Source organism: Novosphingobium sp. JCM 18896 (assembly GCF_025938095.1).
Lineage (GTDB): Bacteria > Pseudomonadota > Alphaproteobacteria > Sphingomonadales > Sphingomonadaceae > Novosphingobium.
This window is the reverse complement of sequence record NZ_JAPCZF010000001.1, coordinates 640,638-654,118: the sequence shown is the minus strand read 5'-3', so window position 1 is coordinate 654,118 and position 13,481 is coordinate 640,638. Positions and strand designations below refer to the sequence as shown.

At 66.9% G+C, this 13,481-nt stretch carries 14 protein-coding genes and 1 tRNA gene; 1 reads left to right on the top strand and 14 read right to left on the bottom strand.

All coding sequences use genetic code 11. From position 1 onward, the window contains the following. Nucleotides 1-4 precede the first annotated feature (4 nt). The 6 genes from OLX23_RS03225 to OLX23_RS03200 all read right to left on the bottom strand — a co-directional run bounded on the left by OLX23_RS03225 (nt 5) and on the right by OLX23_RS03200 (nt 4,017). Nucleotides 5-565, bottom strand: coding sequence for a DsbE family thiol:disulfide interchange protein (locus tag OLX23_RS03225; RefSeq protein ID WP_264443002.1), 561 nt, complete (start codon nt 563-565; stop codon nt 5-7). Next, nucleotides 562-2,508, bottom strand: a complete 1,947-nt coding sequence (locus OLX23_RS03220; RefSeq protein WP_264443001.1) for a heme lyase CcmF/NrfE family subunit — start codon at nt 2,506-2,508, stop codon at nt 562-564. The genes OLX23_RS03225 and OLX23_RS03220 overlap by 4 nt, the downstream gene beginning before the upstream one ends. Further along, on the bottom strand, nt 2,505-2,987 hold the full coding sequence (gene ccmE / locus OLX23_RS03215; protein ID WP_264443000.1) for a cytochrome c maturation protein CcmE: 483 nt from the start codon (nt 2,985-2,987) through the stop codon (nt 2,505-2,507). The genes OLX23_RS03220 and ccmE overlap by 4 nt, the downstream gene beginning before the upstream one ends. Beyond that, nucleotides 2,984-3,124 (bottom strand): hypothetical protein, encoded by a 141-nt coding sequence (locus OLX23_RS03210; RefSeq protein WP_264442998.1) that lies wholly within the window; start codon nt 3,122-3,124, stop codon nt 2,984-2,986. The genes ccmE and OLX23_RS03210 overlap by 4 nt, the downstream gene beginning before the upstream one ends. Further along, nucleotides 3,124-3,849 carry a heme ABC transporter permease CcmC gene (ccmC, locus tag OLX23_RS03205; RefSeq protein ID WP_264442996.1) on the bottom strand — a complete coding sequence of 242 codons (726 nt, stop codon included), beginning with the start codon at nt 3,847-3,849 and terminating at the stop codon, nt 3,124-3,126. Before ccmC ends, OLX23_RS03210 begins: the two co-directional genes overlap by 1 nt. A 91-nt stretch (nt 3,850-3,940) precedes the next feature. Then, nucleotides 3,941-4,017, bottom strand: a tRNA-His gene (locus OLX23_RS03200). 160 nt (nt 4,018-4,177) lie between these two features. On the opposite strand from OLX23_RS03200, the gene OLX23_RS03195 reads away from it, so the two are divergent. After that, on the top strand, nt 4,178-4,810 hold the full coding sequence (locus OLX23_RS03195; protein WP_264442993.1) for a prolyl hydroxylase family protein: 633 nt from the start codon (nt 4,178-4,180) through the stop codon (nt 4,808-4,810). Nucleotides 4,811-5,272: 462 nt separating this feature from the next. On the opposite strand, the gene rpmE is transcribed toward OLX23_RS03195, so the two are convergent. From rpmE to uppS, 8 genes are all read right to left on the bottom strand, one after another. Then, complete coding sequence (gene rpmE, locus OLX23_RS03190; RefSeq protein ID WP_264442992.1) at nt 5,273-5,500, bottom strand: 50S ribosomal protein L31; 228 nt, start codon at nt 5,498-5,500, stop codon at nt 5,273-5,275. Between the two features lie 209 nt (nt 5,501-5,709). After that, nucleotides 5,710-6,183: a 3-hydroxyacyl-ACP dehydratase FabZ gene (gene fabZ, locus OLX23_RS03185; protein WP_264442990.1), complete on the bottom strand. Its 474-nt coding sequence runs from the start codon at nt 6,181-6,183 to the stop codon at nt 5,710-5,712. A 16-nt stretch (nt 6,184-6,199) separates the two neighbouring features. Then, on the bottom strand, nt 6,200-6,889 hold the full coding sequence (locus OLX23_RS03180) for an OmpH family outer membrane protein (protein ID WP_264442989.1): 690 nt from the start codon (nt 6,887-6,889) through the stop codon (nt 6,200-6,202). Then, nucleotides 6,889-9,642, bottom strand: a complete 2,754-nt coding sequence (bamA, locus tag OLX23_RS03175) for an outer membrane protein assembly factor BamA (RefSeq protein WP_413629779.1) — start codon at nt 9,640-9,642, stop codon at nt 6,889-6,891. Before bamA ends, OLX23_RS03180 begins: the two co-directional genes overlap by 1 nt. 197 nt (nt 9,643-9,839) lie before the next feature. Continuing rightward, nucleotides 9,840-10,958, bottom strand: a complete 1,119-nt coding sequence (gene rseP / locus OLX23_RS03170) for an RIP metalloprotease RseP (protein WP_264442987.1) — start codon at nt 10,956-10,958, stop codon at nt 9,840-9,842. A gap of 1 nt (nt 10,959) precedes the next feature. Then, nucleotides 10,960-12,111 carry a 1-deoxy-D-xylulose-5-phosphate reductoisomerase gene (gene dxr / locus OLX23_RS03165; protein ID WP_264442985.1) on the bottom strand — a complete coding sequence of 384 codons (1,152 nt, stop codon included), beginning with the start codon at nt 12,109-12,111 and terminating at the stop codon, nt 10,960-10,962. Nucleotides 12,112-12,113: 2 nt separating this feature from the next. Further along, entirely contained in the window at nt 12,114-12,797 is a 684-nt protein-coding gene (locus OLX23_RS03160; protein WP_264442983.1) for a phosphatidate cytidylyltransferase, read from the bottom strand. Continuing rightward, a complete protein-coding gene (gene uppS / locus OLX23_RS03155) occupies nt 12,784-13,458 on the bottom strand; it encodes a polyprenyl diphosphate synthase (RefSeq protein WP_264442981.1) in 675 nt (224 codons plus the stop codon). Before uppS ends, OLX23_RS03160 begins: the two co-directional genes overlap by 14 nt. Nucleotides 13,459-13,481: the final 23 nt, after the last annotated feature.

Sequence of the window (13,481 nt, the reverse complement as noted above, 5' to 3'; positions counted from 1 at the left end):
CGCTTCACTGTTCCGCCTCCTTCAGCTTCTCGAGGATCATCGGCATCTGATCGGCCCGGATCTCGCCGATGTGCTGGTAGCGGATCACGCCCTTGCCATCGATCACGAAGGTTTCGGGCACGCCCGAGGAACCCATCGCCATCTGCACCTTGCTGACGTCGTCGGCGCCGATGCGGGTAAAGGGATTGCCGTTGCGCGCGAGGAAGGCGGTCACGTCCTCGCGGTGGTCGCGAATGGCGATACCGTTGATCTCGATGCCCATCTTGGCGAGCTGGTCGAGCTGCGGCGCCTCGACCGCGCAGGGAATGCACCACGAGGCGAATACGTTGAGCAGCCGCGGCTTGCCGCCCGCGGCGAAGTCCTTGAACGCCAGGCCGGGCTTGTCGGCCGTGGCGGCGGGCAGGTCGAACGCCGGGAGTGGCTTACCGACCATGGCGCTCGCGACTTCGCGATCGGCCGGGCGGAACAGGCCGAGCAGCACGAGGCCGACGAAGCCGAGGAACAGCACCAGCGGCAGCCAGATCGCCCAGCGGCGCGGTTTCGGTGCAGCGGAAGTCTCGGTCATCGGCCCTGCCTTTCGCGGCGATAGGCGATCTTGCCGCGCGCGACGTAGCGACGCAGGTCGCTGGCGACGCGTCCCAGCAGCGCGAGCAGGCCACCCAGGCCGATCATCAGGCCGCCGAACCAGATCATTGTCACGAAGGGCTTCCACCAGAGGCGGAGTTGCCAGCGACCGTCATCGGCCTCTTCGCCGAGCACGGCATAGAGCTGTCCGTTCCAGCGCGTCAGCAGCGCCGATTCGCTGGTCGGCTGCGGCGGCGACCAGAAGAAGCGGGCCTGCGGATGGGCCTTGGTCGGCGAACCACCGGCGTAGGAGGCGGTCAGATCGGCCTCGAGCGCCGTCCAGTTCGGGCCGGCGACGGGGCGGATGCCCTCGAGCTTGACGTGCCAAGGACCGACGGCGGTGGTCTCGCCGATCCGCGCGGCCACCAGCTTCTCGACCGAGAACGCGCTCTCGCTGGCCATGCCGAACAGCGCGACCGCGACGCCCAGGTGCGCGACGACCATGCCCCAGGTGGCCAGCGGCGTGCGGCGCAGGCTGCGTCCGCGCAGCGGCAGCAGGCTGGCGACGGCGAGCCCGCCCGCAAGCGCCAGGCCGATGAAGGGCAGCAGGCCGACTCCGCCCCAGGCTGCCACGCCAATCGCCGCCAGGACGATCAGGCCAGCCGGGATCGCGAGAGCCTTGCGCACGCGCGTGAAGCCGTCGCGGCGCCAGCGCAGCAGCGGCCCCACCGCCATGACCAGCAGCATCGGCACGACGAACAGCGCGCTCATCGGATTGAAGTAGGGCGGCCCGACCGAGACCTTGGCGCCCATCGCCTCGGCCACGAGCGGATAGAGCGTCCCGAACAGGACGATACCGAGCACGGCCGAGAGCATGACGTTGTTGAACACCAGCGCGCCCTCGCGGCTGACCGGAGCGAAGCGCTCGCCTTCGGTCACCGAGGCCGCGCGCACGGCGAACAGGGTCAGCGCGCCGCCGATGTAGATCGCGAGCAGCACGAGGATGAACGAGCCGCGCTCGGGATCGACCGCGAAAGCGTGAACCGAGGTCAGGATGCCCGAGCGCACGAGGAAGGTGCCGACCATCGACATCGAGAAGGCGACCACGCCAAGCATGATCGTCCAGGCTCGCAGCGCGTTGCGCGCGGCGAGCACCGAGCACGAATGCAGCAGTGCCGTCGCCGCGAGCCAGGGCATCAGCGATGCGTTCTCGACCGGGTCCCAGAACCACCAGCCGCCCCAGCCGAGCTCGTAATAGGCCCAGTAGGAGCCGGCGGTGATGCCAAGCGTCAGGAATATCCAGGCGCCGAGCACCCAGGGGCGCATGGCCCGCGCGAAGGCCGGTCCGACCTCGCGCGTGATCAGCGCGCCGATCGCGAAGCTGAAGGCGATCGAGAGCCCGACATAACCGACGTAGAGCGTCGGCGGATGGAAGGCGAGGCCCATGTCCTGGAGCAGCGGGTTGAGCCCCTGCCCTTCGGCCGGAACCGGGCTGATCCGCTCGAACGGATTCGAGGACAGCAGCAGGAAGGCGTAGAAGCCCAGGCTGACGAAGGCCTGGCCCGCGAGGGTCGCCAGCATCGTCGGCTCGGGCAAGCGCCGCTCGACCAGGGCGACGAAGCTGCCGGCCAGGCCCATCACGGTTACCCAGAGCAGCATCGAGCCCTCGTGGTTGCCCCAGGTTCCGGCGAACTTGTAGATCAGCGGCTTGGCCGAGTGCGAGTTCATCGCCACGAGCTTCACCGAGAGGTCGGTCTGGCAGAACAGCACGATCAGCGCGACGAAGGCGATCAGCGCCAGCAGGCCCTGTACCACCGCGACCGGGCGCACGATTGCGCCCAGCGCCACGCCACGAGCGGTCAGGCCCAGTGCACCGGCGAGCAGTTGCAGGCCTGCGAGGGCGGCCGCTAGCCACAGCGCGGCAAGGCCGAATTCGGCGATCATTGCGTTTCGGCCACCACTTGCTTGGCTTGCGCCTCGGTCATCTCTTTCATCTCGCGCGGGACGTATTTCTCGTCATGCTTGGCGAGGAGATTGTCGGCGACGAAAGTCCCGTCGGCCGCGAGCTTGCCCTCGGCCACCACACCCGATCCCTCGACGAACAGCGAGGGCACGATACCCTTGAACTTCACGGGCACACGCGCCTTGCCGTCGTGGACGACGAAGGCGATCGTCACGCCATCGGGTTCGGTCTTGAGCGAGCCCTTCTCGACCATGCCGCCCAGGCGCACGCCGCGATCGGGATCGGGCCGCGCGGCCAGGATGTCGCTCGGTACGTAGAAATAGCTCGCTTGGCTGCGCAGCCCCCAGATCGCCAGCAGCGCCGCGCCGATCAGCGCGACGAGCGCGATGGCGACGAGCACGAGACGCTGGTGCTTGGCCTTGATGCCGGCCGCTCCTTTGGACGCAGCAGGGTTAGTCATCGCTCGCGGCTCCGCTCGCGCCGGCGTTCGGCCGCACGCATCGATATCAGGCTCCAGCCGATCATCAGCGCGGTTCCGCCCACACCAATGGCATAGGCGGCCCAGATGAAGGTCCAGGGATCGAGAGCTTCGCGCATCAGGCCGCGGCTCCGGCCTTGCGGCGCAGACGCGCCTCGGCCTGGATGTCGGCAAGGATCGCGCGCATCCGCGCGAGCACGACGCCGCCGAAAATCAAAGAGAAGCCGACCGTCGCAATCAACAGCGGCACGAGGAAGTCCACGGCCATGGCGGACTTGCCCACCGAAATGCTCGGCGGCTGGTGCAGGCTATTCCACCACAGCACCGAATAATGGATGATCGGAATGTTCACCGCGCCGATCAGGCCGAACACCGCCGGCACGCGCGAGCCGCCCTGCCCCGCTCCGCTGGCCGCCTGGGCCAGGGCGGCATAGCCGAAATAGAGGAACAGCAGGACCAGCATCGAGGTCAGCCGACCGTCCCAGACCCACCAGGTCCCCCAGGCCGGTCGGCCCCAGAGCGAGCCGGTGACGAGGCACACGGCGGTGAACACCGCGCCCGGCACCGCGACGGCACGCGCAGCGATGCCCGCCAGTGGGTGGCGCCAGACCAGTTCGGTCAGGCTGGCCACGGCGATCGCGGTCCAGCCGCCCATGCCGAGCCAGGCCGACGGCACATGGATATAGAGAATGCGCACGGTCTCGCCCTGCAGGCCTTCGGCCGGGGCGAAGAACAGCCCCCAGGCCAGCGAAGCGGCGGCCAGGACCACGCCCGAAACCATCAGCAACGGCATCAGCCAGCGCGCGATACGCAGGAAACGGGCAGGATTGGCGAAGCCGTGCATGATCGCGGCGCTTTTGGCAGCGCCCGCCGCCGCGGGCAAGGGGCAAGGCGTGCTTACGCACCGCCGAAATGCCCGTGCAGAAAGGAGAGAATGGGGCGATCGATGGGGTTCGAACCCACGACCTCCGGTACCACAAACCGGCGCTCTAACCAACTGAGCTACGATCGCCACAAATCGCGCACGAGGCGCTGTCACCACCGGGCTCGACCGAGCCATCGGGGTGGGAGCGCGCATTTGCACAAGCGCTGCGAATTGGGAAGCGAAAATTGCGCTGCTCGTGCCTTGGCCCGATTTTCTTCCCCCGCGTCGCCGCTTATGAGGGGCTCCTATGACCGGACCGGGCGAATCATCGGCAGAGCACCTGCTCTCGTTTCCCAACATGCAGCGCGTGCCCTCGCCGCGGCTCGAGCTCTACCAGTACCGCAATTTCCTCGACGCCGCGTCGTGCGACGCGCTGGTCGCGCGGATCGAGGCCCAGCATCGCCCCTCGACCATCGCCGACGACAACGGCGACGAACTGTTCCGCACGAGTTCGACCTGCGATCTCGACGCGTCCGATCCGATCGTCGCAGGGCTGGACCGGCTGCTCGGGCACATATCGGGGATTCATCCCGCTCATGGCGAACCGCTGCAGGGCCAGCGCTATGACGTCGGCCAGGAATTCAAGCCGCATACCGACTATTTCGAGCCCAATGGCACCGACTACCAGATCCACTGCGCGGTCGCAGGCCAGCGCACCTGGACCTACATGATCTATCTGAACGACGTCGAGGCCGGCGGCGCGACGCGGTTCAAATGGCTAGACAAGACCGTCCAGCCCGAGCGCGGCAAGCTGCTGATCTGGAACAACCGCCGCCCCGACGGCATGGTCAATCCCGCCAGCCTCCACCACGGCATGAAGGTTCGCGCCGGCCGCAAGTACGTGATCACGCGCTGGTACCGCGAACGCCCCTGGGGCTGAGGCCCGACTGACAGCCCGGTGCAAACCTGCCCGTCGCCCCTGCGAAGGCAGGGGCCTAACCAAGTTCACGTTCTGATACCGAGGGTGCCAGGCGGCGCGGTCAGTTAGCCCCCTGCCTTCGCAGGAGCGACGAAGATTGGCGAACCGGCATCGCGTAACCGCATCCAGGATGCTCCGACGGAACACGCAAAAGACCGGGCGGAATGTCGCGGCGATCGGAAAGCGCCACTCCGCCCGGTCTCTGCACAACGCGCTTTCGCCACGCTGCGTGCCCCAGCCCTGCGATGCGGCATCGCCGGGCCTGTCTACGGTTTGACCGATTCCCGCGATGCGAGCTGTGATTCAGGGCACAGGCAGCTTGTGAGTTTTCGCACATCGCCTGTTCGCCAACGCTAAAGGCCAAACGCAAAAGGGCGGCCCCGCGGGACCGCCCTCTTTCGTGATACCGGCGATGAGACCGAATCAGTCCTTCTTGAGCGTGAGCCCACCGAAGCGCTTCTTGAACTGAGCCACGCGGCCGCCGTCCTGAAGCTGCGCCTTGCCGCCGGTCCAGGCCGGGTGCGAGGTCGGATCGATTTCGAGAGCCAGCGTGTCGCCTTCGTTGCCCCAGGTCGAGCGCGTCTCGAACACGGTGCCGTCGGTCATCTGGACCTTGATCATGTGATAGTCGGGGTGGATTCCGCTCTTCATCGCATTCACTTTCGTTGCGGCCGGTTCCGACCGGCCTGAATGGAAGGCGCGCGCATAGCGGCGCTTCGCCTGTTTGTCCAGCCTGACGGCTGGGTTGCGGCACCGGCCCGCTCCCCCACCCGGCCACCCATAGGGTACTATCGTAGAGTGGTCGGGTGGGGGAGCGGGCCGGTGCCGCAAGGCGGGGACGGATGTCCCCGCCGCACTGATCAAGCCGGCGGGTCCGCCACCATCGCGGTGAACTGGACTTCGCAGGTGACCTTGCCGTCGACCGAGGCCTTGCCCCAGAACTTGCAGACCCGCGCGCGCTTCTGGACGAAGCCGACGTTGAGCTCGAGCAGGCAGCCCGGTTCCACGGGAGCGCGGAACTTCGCTTCCTCGATCGCCATGAAGTAGACGAGCTTGCCCGAACCCGCGAGTTCGAGCGTCTCGATCGCCAGAATCGCCGCGGCCTGAGCCAGCGCCTCGATCTGGAGGACGCCGGGCATGATCGGGCGGCCGGGGAAATGGCCCTGGAAGAACTGCTCGTTGAAGCTGACCGCCTTGACCGCGCGAATCTCCTCGCCGATCTCGAGGGTGAGGACCTTGTCGACGAGCAGCAGCGGGTAGCGATGCGGCAGCGCGTTCAGGATCTTCACGATGTCGTAAGCAGGCGCCTCTGCAGCCTTGGTTTCCTCAGCCATTCCCCGGTTCCCGACCTCAGCGGCCCGAGGGCTGCGTCGTGGTCGTCGCCGGTGCAGCCGGCGCCTGGCCCTGTGCGGCCTGCTGCTGCGCGCGCTGCTCGCGCACTTCGCGCGGTTCCCAGCCCGCGGGCGGGACCAGCGTGGCCGACGGGATCAGCGTGTTCAGCTCGTTCACGATGTCCTGGCTGATGTTGTAGCCGTTGTTGTTGAAGGCGGTCACGGCTTGCGGCGAGAGCAGCAGCGAGATCTTCTTCTTGGCCATGGCGGCCTTCACCGCGGCGTCGAGCTTGTCGGCGATCTGTTCCTGGACATAGGCTTCCGACATTCCGACCGGCTGCAGGATCTGGCGCAGTTCCTGCTCGCCCGCCTGCTGGATCTGCTGGATCTGCTGGGCCTGGGTCTGCAGCGCGGCCTGGTTCGGCGTGGGCGCAGCGCGGTCCTTGTTGAACTTCTCGACCAGCGGCGTGACCTGCGCGACGATCGCCTTGCGGCGGGCCTCGGCCTGGTCGAGCTGCGGCTTGTAGGTGGTCGGACGCTGGCTCTGCGCGGTCTTGTAGGCGTGCGAGTTGGCGACGACGCCATCGAGGTCGGCGACGGCCAGACCCGGCACGAGCGGACCGGCAGCGGCCTGCGCCTGGGCGATGGCGGGGGTGGCAGCGGCGAGCATCAGACCGGCCGCAGCGACGGACTTGAGAATGGTCTTCATCAGAATTGAGTTCCCACGTTGAAAGTGAAAGTCTTGGGATCGTCGCCTTCCTGCTTCAGGATGACCTTCGAGAAGTCGATGCGGAAGGGGCCGAAGGGTGAATTCCAGTTGACGCCGATGCCGATGGCCAAACGCGGCTTCCAGGTGTTGCCGAGGAAGAACTCGCGGTAGGCGGGGATCGTGCTGCCTGCCGCGGTCACGCCGTCGCCCGAGGCGACGCACGACGGATCGCTGGCCGGCGCGCCGTTGGCGCTCGAAACGAGCGTGGCCGCGCCGTTGCAGATTACCGTGTACTGCGGAATGCCATTGGCGTCGCGGCTCGGGATGAACTGATCGGACTTGAAATCGTCGGTCAGCGGGCGACGCACGCCCCAGACCGCGCCGACGTCGGCGAAGATCGACGGGCGCAGGCCCAGTTCGCGCGCGCCCGAACCCAGCGGGATCTCGAGTTCGGCACGAGCCTGATAGTAATACTTGCCGCCCAGCGCGTCATCGGTCCAATCGTTGCGATCGGCCGAGAACTCACCGTCCTCGTTCACGCCGTTGCCATTGGCGTCGTTGTAGAACTTGCGGATGACGCGCGGACCGATGCCGCGGATGTCGAAGCCGCGCATCTGCGGCTCGCCGAGGTAGAAGCGGTCGGTCAGGCGAACGTCGTCGATACCCAGCGCCGCATTGCCGCTGTTGTCGAGCGACTTGATCACGCCGCCCTCGCCCGAGATCGAGAAGATGAAGCCACCGCCGACCGGCCAGTAACGTGCGGCATTGGCACGCAGGCGCGCATACTTCACCGAGCCACCGAGGCCGGCAAAGTCGGTGCTGACCGTGGCGAGCAGGCCACGCGAAGGACGCACGCGGTTGTCGAGCGTGTCGTAGATCAGCGAGAGACCGACGATCGAGCTCGTGCGCTTGCCGATGGCCTCGCAGAGGTAGCGGCCGGCGAGCAGAGGATCGCAGCGGAAATTGCCCGCGCTGACGCGGTCGGTGTAGAACTGGTTCCGATCGAGCGAAATGTCGTCGTAGTTCAGCGTATAGCTGCCCACCGCGGTCAGGTACTCGGTCAGCGGCACGCCCGCACGGAACTGGATACCCGTGGTCGCCTGCTCGTAGGTCGTGCGGCGGTCCGAGTTCGCAAAGTTGAAGCTGTTGTAGTCGCGGCGGTAGATCGAGACCGAGGCCGAGACGTTCTTGTCGAACACGTAAGGCTCGGTGAAGCTCGTCTCGATCGACTTCGAATAGCGCGAGTACGAACCCGAGAGGCCGATCGTCTGGCCGCGGCCGCGGAAATTGCGCTGCTGGACCGAAGCCTGGAAGATGAAGCTCTCGATCGACGAGAAGCCCGCCGAGAGCTGGAGCTCGCCGGTCGGCTTTTCCTCGACATTGGCTTCGAGGATGATGCGGTCGGGCGCCGAGCCCGGCTTCTGCTCGACCTCGAACTTCTCCTGGAAGTAGCCGAGCGACTTGATGCGGTTGGTCGAACGCTTGACCTGCAGCGAATTGAACGCGTCACCCTCGGCGATGCGGAACTCGCGGCGCACGACCTTGTCCTGGGTCAAGGTGTTGCCGTTGACGTCGATCTTCTCGACGTAGACGCGCGGCGCTTCCTGGATCTGGAAGGTGACGCCCATGGTCAGATCGTCTTTGCTGCGATCGTAGTCGGGGCGGACGTCGGCGAAGGCATAGCCGAAGGCGCCGGCGGTCTCGTTCAGCTTCTCGATGGTGTCTTCCACCATCTTGGCGTTGTACCAGTCGCCCTTCTTCATCGGCAGCTGCTTGGCCAAGGTCTCGCCGTCGAAGTCGCGCAGCTGGCTGTCGACCTTGACGTCGCCGAACTTGTAGCGCTCGCCTTCCTCCACCACGTAGGTGATGATGAAGTCCTTCTTGTCCGGCGTAAGCTCGGCCACGCCCGACACCACGCGGAAATCGGCATAGCCCTCGGTCAGGTAGAACTGGCGCAGCTTCTGCTGGTCGAAGGCCATGCGATCGGGATCGTAGCTGGTGCCCGAGCTGAACAGGCGGGTGAAGCGCGCCTGCTTGGTCACCATCTCGCCGCGCAGATCGCCGTCGGAGAACTTCTCGTTGCCGATGATGTTGATCTGGCGGACCTTCGACTTCGGCCCCTCGGTGATCTCGAAGACGATGTCGACGCGGTTCTGCTCGAGGCTGACCATCTTCGGCTCGACCGTGGCGGCGAAGCGGCCCTGGCGCTTGTAGAGCTCGATGATGCGGGCGACGTCGGCGCGGACCTTGGAACGCGTGAAGATCTGGCGCGGCGAGACCTTGATCTCGGGCAGGATCTTCTCGTCCTTGATGCGCTTGTTGCCCTCGAGGATGATCCGGTTGACGACCGGGTTTTCCTTGACCTGGATGACGACGTTGCCGTTGTCGTTGCGCACCTGGGCATCGGCGAACAGCTCGGTCGCGAAGAGGTCCTTCAGCGCCTGGTCGGCCGCGGTCTGGGTATAGGGCTGGCCGACGCGCAGCTTGACGTAGGACAGGATCGTATCGGGCTCGAGACGCTGCGAACCGACCACGGTCAGCGTGGTGATCGGCATCGCGGCCTCACCCGGAGCCGGCGGCGTGATCGCCGGAACAGCCTTGGCGGGCGCAGGCGTCGCAGCGCGCGCCGGGCTGCGTGCCGGCGCACTCGTCGCCTGGGCGTAGACGGGCTGCCCCGCCAGGATCGTGGTTCCCAGAAGCGCCGCCGCCAAACCGGACGCGCGGCGATAATCAAGGCTGCGAACCATCGTCATTCCCATCATCGACACGCTAAATCCCGTCACAGTTCGGCAATAGTCCGAAACATTGCGGCAAAAGGCAGTCCTCCCACCCGACCGCGCTACCGCTCCCGCAGGCAGTCGCAGCCCTCTGCCCGATGGCGCCCGGCCAATCAAGCAGTCAGTCGGTATCGAGGGCTGTCAGTTGCAAGTTCTCCACCGGCCTGACCGGGTTAGCCACCGAAAAGCGGCAGTCCGGCCAGATCGTTGATCGTAACGAACAGCATGAGGGCCAGCACCAATGCCATGCCCGTGCGGAACGCCCATTCCTGACTGCGGAGACCCAACGGCTTACGACGCACCGCTTCGGCCGCGTAGAAAGCCAGGTGCCCGCCGTCGAGAGCAGGAATTGGCAGCAGGTTGATGAATGCCAAATTAATTGAGATCAGCGCGACGAAACTGACGAATTTCTGCCAGCCGAGGCTCAATTGCTCGCCCGAATACTTGGCGATCTTAATAGGTCCGCCGAGTTCCTCGACCGAGCGATCGCCCGAGAAGATCTGGCCGATACCGGTCACCGTCATGCGGATGATGCCCGCGGTCTGATCGACGGCGAGCGTCACCGCCTCGCCCGGCCCGACAGGCACGATGCGCCCGCGTCCGGCGCCTATGCCGATCCGGCCGATGCGCGCCTCGTTGCCGAACCGGTCACGCTCGATCCGCTCCTCAACCGGCACGGCCAGGGTGATCTGCTCGCCGCCGCGCTTGGCCACGAGTGTCACCGTCTTGCCCGGATAGGGCACGACGTGTTCGGGAATGTCGGTGAAGCTATCGATGGCATTGCCGTCGATCGAGACGATGCGGTCCCCGAGCCTGAGCCCGGCCGCCTGGGCGGTCGAATTGGGGGCGAACAAGCCGACTTCGGGGGTCGCCACGATCTTGCCATAGGCCAGGTTGAACGCGGCGAAGATCAGCACGGCGAAGACCAGGTTGGTCACCGGCCCGGCCGCGACGATCAGCGCGCGCTGCCACAGCGCCTTCGACTGGAACAGCTGCTCGCGCTCGGCCGGGGTCAGTCCGTCGGCGGCATTGGCATCGGGCATCGAGGCCGCGTTCATGTCGCCGGCGAACTGGACATAGCCGCCCAGCGGCAGCGCCGAGAGCTTCCAGCGCGTACCGCGCCGGTCGGTCCAACCCGCAATCTCCTTACCAAAGCCGATCGAGAAGGCCTCGGCCTTCACCCCGAAGAAGCGGCCGACCAGATAGTGGCCAAGCTCGTGGATCAGCACGAGCGGCCCCAACACCAGGACGAAGGCCAGCAGGGTCAGCAGCAGCGAAGGGGAATGGCTCAAGTCAGGCAGGCTCCATCAGCGCTTTTGCGCGGTCGCGCGCCTCGGCGTCCACCGCGATGACGTCGGCGAGACAGGCGGGCGCAGGCGGGGCATAGCACGAAAGCACGTCCTCGACATGTGCGGCGATGCGGGTGAACCCGATCTGACCGGCCAGGAAGGCGGCGACGGCGATTTCGTTGGCGGCGTTGAGCACGGCCGGGATCGCGCCGCCCGCCTCTGCCGCCTGCCGCGCGAGCCGCGTCGCGGGGAAGCGAACCTCGTCGGGCGCGCGGAAGCTGAGTTCGCCGATCGCGGCGAGATCGAGCGGCGCCAGCGGCGTGTCGATCCGCTCCGGCCAGGCCAGCACCGAGGCGATCGGCACGCGCATGTCCGAAGGGCCGAGCTGCGCCAGGGTCGAACCGTCGCGGTACTCGACCATCGAGTGCACCACCGACTGCGGATGAACGATGATCCGCAGCCTATCGAGCCCGACCGGGAACAGATGGTGCGCCTCGATCAGTTCGAGGCCCTTGTTGAACATCGTCGCGCTGTCGACGCTGATCTTGGCGCCCATGTCCCAGTTCGGATGCTTGACCGCCTGAGCCGGCGTCGCGCCGACGAGTTGTTCGAGCGACCAGTCGCGGAACGGACCACCGCTGGCGGTCAAGGTGATCGAGCGGACGTGCGCGGGATCGTTGCCGGCCAGGCACTGGAAGATCGCGTTGTGCTCGGAATCGACGGGCAGCAGGGTCGCGCCATGGCGTGCCACGGCCGAGGTCATGACCTCGCCGGCCGAGACCAGCGCCTCCTTGTTGGCAAGACCGACCGTATTACCCTGCTCGATCGCGGCCATCGTCGGCGCGAGGCCGGCGCAGCCGACGATCGCCGCGATCGTGATGTCGGCAGGCCGCCCCGCGGCCTCGACCAGCGCAGCAGGTCCACCCGCGGCCTCGATGCCCGTGCCGGCCAGCGCCTCGCGCAGATCGGACAGGCAGGCGGCATCGGCGGTCACGGCGATCTCGGCGCCGAATTCGCGCGCGAGCCGGGCCAGTTCGGCGACGTTGCCGTTGGCGGTGAGCGCGACGACCTTCCAGTCGAACGGCGCGCGGCGGACCAGGTCGAGCGTCGAAGCGCCGATCGAGCCCGTCGCGCCGAGGATCGAGATTCTGCGCATCGTCACATCATACCCAAGGCGTGGAGAATTCCCGCCAGGAAAAGCACCGCGAGCAGGCCGTCGACCCGATCGAACAGGCCGCCATGCCCCGGGATCAGCCCGCTCGAATCCTTCACGCCCGCCCGGCGCTTCATCCAGCTTTCGAAGAAGTCGCCGGCCTGGGCGACGGCGGCGATGATCGGCCCGGCGGTGAGCGCGGCGATCGGCGTGGCACCGAACCGCTGGAAATAGACCGCGAGCAGCGCCGTCGCACCCAGCATGCCACCGGCAAGCCCGGCCCAGGTCTTGGACGGGCTGATCTTCGGCGCGATCTTGGGGCCGCCGATCGTGCGGCCGGCGAAATAGGCCCCGACGTCGACGGCAATCACCGTCGCCACGATCGCCAGGGTCCCCACCAGCCCGTCGGGTTCGAGCCCGCGGACATATTCGAGCATCCGCGCGGCGACGGTGATGTAGACGATGCCGACGAGGATCCAGATCACCCGCGGCGCGACCTTGTCGGACAGCCCCAGGGTCAACCGCGACCATTCCCACATCACGCCGGCGGCGATCGCCAGGACGAACACCGACCAGACCGTGCCGCCCAGCCACAGCGCCGTACCCGCGACTAGGACCATGACCACGGCCGAGGCCGCCCGCACGCCGAGGTCGGAGGCGCCTTTGGCCTTGCGGTCAGCGCCCTCCATAGCGGCGCTCCCGATCGGCGAAGGCGGCCAGCGCCTCTTCGAGATGCGCAGGCGTGAAATCGGGCCAGAGCACGTCGGTGAACCACATCTCGGCATAGGCCGCCTGCCACAGCAGGAAATTCGACAGCCGGATCTCGCCCGAAGTGCGGATCAGCAGGTCGAGTGGTGGCAGATCGGCGGTGTCGAGCTCGGCGGCGATCGTCTCGGGCGTGATCTCGCCCTTGGCTGCCGCAGCACGCGCGGCGCGGGCGATCTCGTCCTGCGCGCCATAGTTGAGCGCGACCGCCAGGGTCGAGCCGGTATTGGCCGCGGTGCGCGCGATCGCACCTTCGATCAGTTCGACCACATCAGCCGGCAAGGCCTTGTAATCGCCGATGATCTTGAGACGCACGTTGTCTGCGGCGAATTCCTCGAGGTCGCTGAGGATGAAGCGCTTGAGCAGCCCCATCAGCGCCGAAATCTCGTCCTCGGGACGCCGCCAGTTCTCGGTCGAGAAGGCATAGAGCGTCAGCGCCTCGAGCCCCATGGCACCCGCGGCGCGGACCAGCTTGCGCACGGCCTCGACCCCGCGCTGGTGCCCGACCACGCGCGGCAGGTGGCGCTTCTTCGCCCACCGGCCGTTGCCGTCCATGATAATCGCGACGTGGCGGGCCCTACTCATGGCCTTACCCATGCCCTCCCCCG

Coding starts and splice junctions, on each gene's coding strand:
- OLX23_RS03225 (WP_264443002.1), bottom strand. CDS start 565: ATGACCGAGACTTCCGCTGCACCGAAACCGCGCCGCTGGGCGATCTGG.
- OLX23_RS03160 (WP_264442983.1), bottom strand. CDS start 12,797: ATGGAGGGCGCTGACCGCAAGGCCAAAGGCGCCTCCGACCTCGGCGTG.
- OLX23_RS03220 (WP_264443001.1), bottom strand. CDS start 2,508: ATGATCGCCGAATTCGGCCTTGCCGCGCTGTGGCTAGCGGCCGCCCTC.
- rpmE (WP_264442992.1), bottom strand. CDS start 5,500: ATGAAGAGCGGAATCCACCCCGACTATCACATGATCAAGGTCCAGATG.
- OLX23_RS03180 (WP_264442989.1), bottom strand. CDS start 6,889: ATGAAGACCATTCTCAAGTCCGTCGCTGCGGCCGGTCTGATGCTCGCC.
- fabZ (WP_264442990.1), bottom strand. CDS start 6,183: ATGGCTGAGGAAACCAAGGCTGCAGAGGCGCCTGCTTACGACATCGTG.
- OLX23_RS03195 (WP_264442993.1), top strand. CDS start 4,178: ATGACCGGACCGGGCGAATCATCGGCAGAGCACCTGCTCTCGTTTCCC.
- uppS (WP_264442981.1), bottom strand. CDS start 13,458: ATGAGTAGGGCCCGCCACGTCGCGATTATCATGGACGGCAACGGCCGG.
- ccmC (WP_264442996.1), bottom strand. CDS start 3,849: ATGCACGGCTTCGCCAATCCTGCCCGTTTCCTGCGTATCGCGCGCTGG.
- bamA (WP_413629779.1), bottom strand. CDS start 9,642: ATGACGATGGTTCGCAGCCTTGATTATCGCCGCGCGTCCGGTTTGGCG.
- dxr (WP_264442985.1), bottom strand. CDS start 12,111: ATGCGCAGAATCTCGATCCTCGGCGCGACGGGCTCGATCGGCGCTTCG.
- OLX23_RS03210 (WP_264442998.1), bottom strand. CDS start 3,124: ATGCGCGAAGCTCTCGATCCCTGGACCTTCATCTGGGCCGCCTATGCC.
- ccmE (WP_264443000.1), bottom strand. CDS start 2,987: ATGACTAACCCTGCTGCGTCCAAAGGAGCGGCCGGCATCAAGGCCAAG.